Below are 4648 nucleotides of genomic sequence, written 5' to 3'. Positions count from 1 at the left end.
TTGCGGTGCCGGGTGCCGAGACTTCCGGGGTTTCTGCGGTTTCCGGGGATTCCCTGCCCGGTTCTGCGACTTCCGGGGCTTCGGTTTCCGGGACTTCGGTGTCGGGTTCGGTTGCGGGGTGGGGGTCGGCGGAGTACTGGGTGGAGCATGTGCGGCGGTCGGTGCGGTTCGCCGATGCGGTGGATGCGGCGCGGGGTCTGGGTGTGTCGCGGTGGGTGGAGGTGGGTCCGGATGCGGTGCTGAGCGCGCTGGCGGCCCAGGTCCTGGCCGTGGATGCTGCGGACGGCGCGAATGGTGCCGGTGCCGCAGGCGGTACGGCTGCCGCGGCTGGTGCGGGTTCTGCGGGCGGTGCGGATTCTGCGGTGGTGGGGTTGCAGCGGCGGGGCCGGGGCGAGGTCGAGGCGCTGCTGTCCGGGCTGGGTCGGGCGTACGCGCATGGCGTGGACGTGGAGTGGGTGCGGTACTTCTCCGGGTCGGGTGCGCGGCGGGTGGAGTTGCCGACGTATGCGTTCCAGCGGCAGCGGTTCTGGTTGCGGGCGCGTGCGGGGGCGGGGGATGTGAGCGCGGCGGGTCTGTCGGCGGCGGATCATCCGTTGCTGGGGGCTGCGGTGGCGTTGGCCGATTCCGGTGGGGTGGTGCTGACGGGCCGGTTGTCGGTGGGGGTGCAGTCGTGGTTGGCCGATCACGTGGTGGGCGGGGTGGTGCTGTTTCCGGGGACGGGGTTCGTGGAGCTGGCGATCCGGGCCGGTGACCAGGTCGGGTGCGGTGCGGTCGAGGAGTTGACGCTGGAGGCGCCGCTGGTGCTGCCCGAGCGCGGCGGGGTGCAGGTGCAGGTCGTAGTCGGCGCCCCCGACGAGACCGGCGCCAGGACGCTGAACATCTACTCCCGTGACCACAATCCCGCCGCGGACCTGCTCTGGACGCGTAACGCGACCGGCGTTCTCGTCGACGGACCGGAGAACGAGGGGACGGGGCTGTCCCAATGGCCGCCGGCCGAGGCGACGCCCATATCGCTGGAGACACTGTACGAGCAGTTCGCGGAGTCCGGGCTGGCTTACGGACCGCTCTTCCGAGGGCTGACGGCGGCGTGGAAGTCAGGCGAGGACGTGTTCGCCGAGATCGACCTTCCGGAACAGGGACGCTCCGAAGCGGGGCGTTTCGGTGTGCACCCCGCCCTCCTGGACGCCTGCCTCCACGCGTCCACGTTCACCGACTCGCTCGGAGACCAGGCCGTTCTCCCGTTCGCATGGACGGGGGTGACGCTGCACGCCACAGGCGCCGTCGCGGCGAGGGTGCGGCTGGCGCCGATCGGGCCGGGAACCGTCACCCTCACGGTGGCGGACGGCGCCGGCGCACCGGTGATGTCCGTCGACTCCCTCGCCCTGCGACCGGTCGTCATGGACCAGCTGGCGGAGGCTCGCTCGGCGTTCCACGATTCGCTGTTCCGGGTGGAGTGGGTCCAGGCCGCTGCCGCTTCCTCCGTGGCCCCGGTGTCGTGGGGGCGGTGGGACGGGCTGGTCGAGGGTGCGCGGGTGCCCGAGGTGGTGGTGTTCGAGTGCCCGGTGCCTGATGGCGGGGTTCCCGGATCGGACACGCCGGACGTGTCCGGGATGGATGTGCCTGGGCTGGTGCGGTCGGTCGTGGCCGAGGTGCTGGGGGTGGTGCAGGCGTGGCTGGCCGAGGAGCGGTTCGCGGCGTCGCGGCTGGTGGTGGTGACGCGGGGCGCGGTGGCGCTGCCGGGTGAGGACGTGGACGTGCGGCTGGCTCCGGTGTGGGGGCTGGTGCGGGCGGCGCAGGCGGAGAACCCGGACCGGTTCGTGCTGGTCGACACCGATGACGCACCCGGATCGGCCGAGGCACTGGGTGCCGTGATCGGTTCGGGTGAGCCGGAGACGGTGGTCCGGGGCGGTGAGCCGCGGGTGGCGCGCCTGGTACGGGTGCCTGCGGGGACCTCCTCGGACACGCGGGTGGACCGGGCCGATGAGGTGGAGCCTGCTGCGGTGTGGGGTGCGGACGGCACGGTGCTGGTGACCGGTGGCACGGGTGGTCTGGGTGCGCTGGTGGCGCGGCACCTGGTGGCGGTGCACGGGGTGCGGCATCTGCTGCTGACCAGCCGGCGGGGGCTGGAGGCGCCGGGTGCGGTGGAGCTGGCCGCCGAGCTGGAGGCGCTGGGGGCGCAGGTGACGGTGGCGGCGTGTGACGTGGCCGACCGGCAGGCGCTGGCGGATCTGCTGGCCGTGGTTCCGGTGGAGTATCCGCTGCGGGGGGTGGTGCACGCGGCCGGGGTGCTGGACGACGGGGTCGTGGCGGCGCTGACCCCGGAGCGGATCGACACCGTACTGCGGCCGAAGGCGGACGCGGCCTGGCACCTGCACGAGCTGACGGCGGACCTGGGTCTGTCGGCGTTCGTGCTGTTCTCCTCCGCCTCCGGGACGCTGGGCAGCGCGGGTCAGGGCAACTACGCGGCGGCGAACGCGTTCCTGGACGGGCTGGCGGCGTATCGGCGGGCCCGTGGTCTGGCGGCCCAGTCGCTGGCGTGGGGTCTGTGGGCCGGTGGCGGGATGGACGACGCGCTGAAGCGGACGGGTCGGCCGCGGACCTCTCAAGGCGGCGTGATCCCTCTGTCCGTGGACGAAGGACTCGCCCTGCTCGACGCGGCGCAGAATGCGGGCGGACCGGCGCTGGTGCCCGTGAACCTGGACCTCATCACGTTGCGCACGCTGAGCGACGGCCTTCCCCGGATGTTCCGTGTCCTCGTCCCGGTGAGCCGCCGCCGCAGTGTGGCGGGCAGAGCCGACTCCGCCGCTCTGCGCGGGAGGCTGGCCGCGCTTCCCCAGGAGGAGTGGCCGAAGACGCTGCTGAACCTGGTGCTCACGCACGTCGCAGGAGTCCTCGGACACGCCGGCCCGGAAGCGGTCGAACCCGACCGGGCGTTCCAGGAGCTGGGCTTCGACTCGCTCACCGCGGTCGAGTTCCGCAACCGGCTCAACGCGGCCACCGGGCTCCGCCTGTCCCCCACGCTGGTGTTCGACCACCCGGCGCCGACCGTCCTGGTGGACCACCTCCTGGACCTCATGTCGGATGACGGCGGGAAGCCGGCAGTGGTCGCGGCGACCACCGCGCTCACCGACGAGCCCATCGCGATCGTGGGGATGGCCTGCCGCTATCCGGGCGGGGTGGAATCGCCGGACGACCTGTGGCGACTCGTGGCCGAGGGGACGGACGCTATCTCGGAGTTCCCCGAGAACAGGGGCTGGGACGTCGAGCGGATCTACGACCCCACCGGGGAACGGCCGGACACGACGTACACGCGGGAGGGCGGTTTCCTCCACGGCGCGGCGGAGTTCGACCCCGCGTTCTTCGGGATCAGCCCGAACGAGGCCCTCGTCATGGATCCGCAGCAGCGACTGTTGCTGGAGACCTCCTGGGAGGCGATCGAGCGGGCGGGCATCGATCCGGCGTCGTTGAAGGGCAGCCGGACCGGCGTGTTCGCCGGGATGATGTACCACGACTACGCGGCCAACAGCAGCACGGGTGCGATCGCGTCAGGCCGAATCTCCTACGTGTTCGGTCTGGAGGGGCCGTCGGCGTCGATCGACACGGCGTGCTCGTCGTCGCTGGTGGCGCTGCACCTGGCGGCGCAGGCGCTGCGGTCCGGGGAGTGCTCGCTGGCGCTGGCCGGCGGCGTGGCGGTCATGGCGACGCCGGAGGTGTTCGTCGAGTTCAGCCGGCAGCGGGGTCTGGCCCCCGACGGCCGGGCCAAGTCCTTCGCGGACTCCACGGACGGCACCAGCTGGGGTGAGGGCGTCGGCATGCTCCTGGTGGAGCGGCTGTCGGACGCGCGCCGCAACGGGCATCCGGTGCTGGCGATCGTGCGGGGTACGGCGATCAACCAGGACGGCGCCTCCAACGGCCTGACCGCGCCGAACGGCCCCTCCCAGCAGCGGGTGATCCAGCAGGCCCTGGCCAACGCCCGGCTCACCCCCTCGGACATCGACGTGGTGGAGGCGCACGGCACGGGCACGACGCTCGGTGACCCGATCGAGGCGCAGGCACTGCTGGCGACCTACGGCCAGGACCGGCCGGAGGACCGGCCGCTCTGGCTGGGCTCGATCAAGTCCAACATGGGCCACACCCAGGCCGCCGCCGGCGCCGCGGGAATCATCAAGCTGGTCATGGCGATGCGGCACGGGCTGATGCCGAAGACGTTGCACGTGGACGCGCCGACCTCGCAGGTCGACTGGTCGGAAGGCCGGGTGGAGCTGCTGACCGAGGCCCGTGAATGGGCGAAGAACGGTCACCCGCGCCGGGCGGGCGTGTCGTCGTTCGGGCTGAGCGGCACCAACGCACACGTGATCATCGAGGAGCCTCCTGCGGTCAAGGCCGTGGAGCCGGCCGGACACGTGGACCTGCCGGTGGTGCCGCTGGTGGTGTCCGGTAAGAGCGTGGAGGCGCTGCGGGCGCAGGCGGGGCGGCTGGCCGCGCAGGTGGAGGCGCGTCCGGAGGCGGGCCTGGCCGATGTCGGGTTGTCGCTGGTGAGCACGCGGGCGGTGTTCGAGCGGCGTGCGGTGGTGACGGCCGCCGATCGTGAAGGCGCGGTGCGTGCGCTGCGGGAGCTGGCCGGCGGGAGTGCGCCGGTGGCCGAGGC

At 72.7% G+C, this 4648-nt stretch carries 1 protein-coding gene; it reads left to right on the top strand.

What is annotated here, in order from left to right:
- Positions 1–365: 365 nt before the first annotated feature.
- Positions 366–4648 (top strand): type I polyketide synthase (locus IEZ07_RS35065; protein ID WP_301549381.1); only part of this gene is annotated, 4283 nt, incomplete at its 3' end.

This window comes from Planomonospora parontospora, assembly GCA_014647935.1.
In the GTDB taxonomy this organism is placed as follows: domain Bacteria; phylum Actinomycetota; class Actinomycetes; order Streptosporangiales; family Streptosporangiaceae; genus Planomonospora; species Planomonospora parontospora.
Note: the sequence above shows the minus strand (reverse complement) of the source record. Positions and strands in the feature narration are given on the sequence as shown.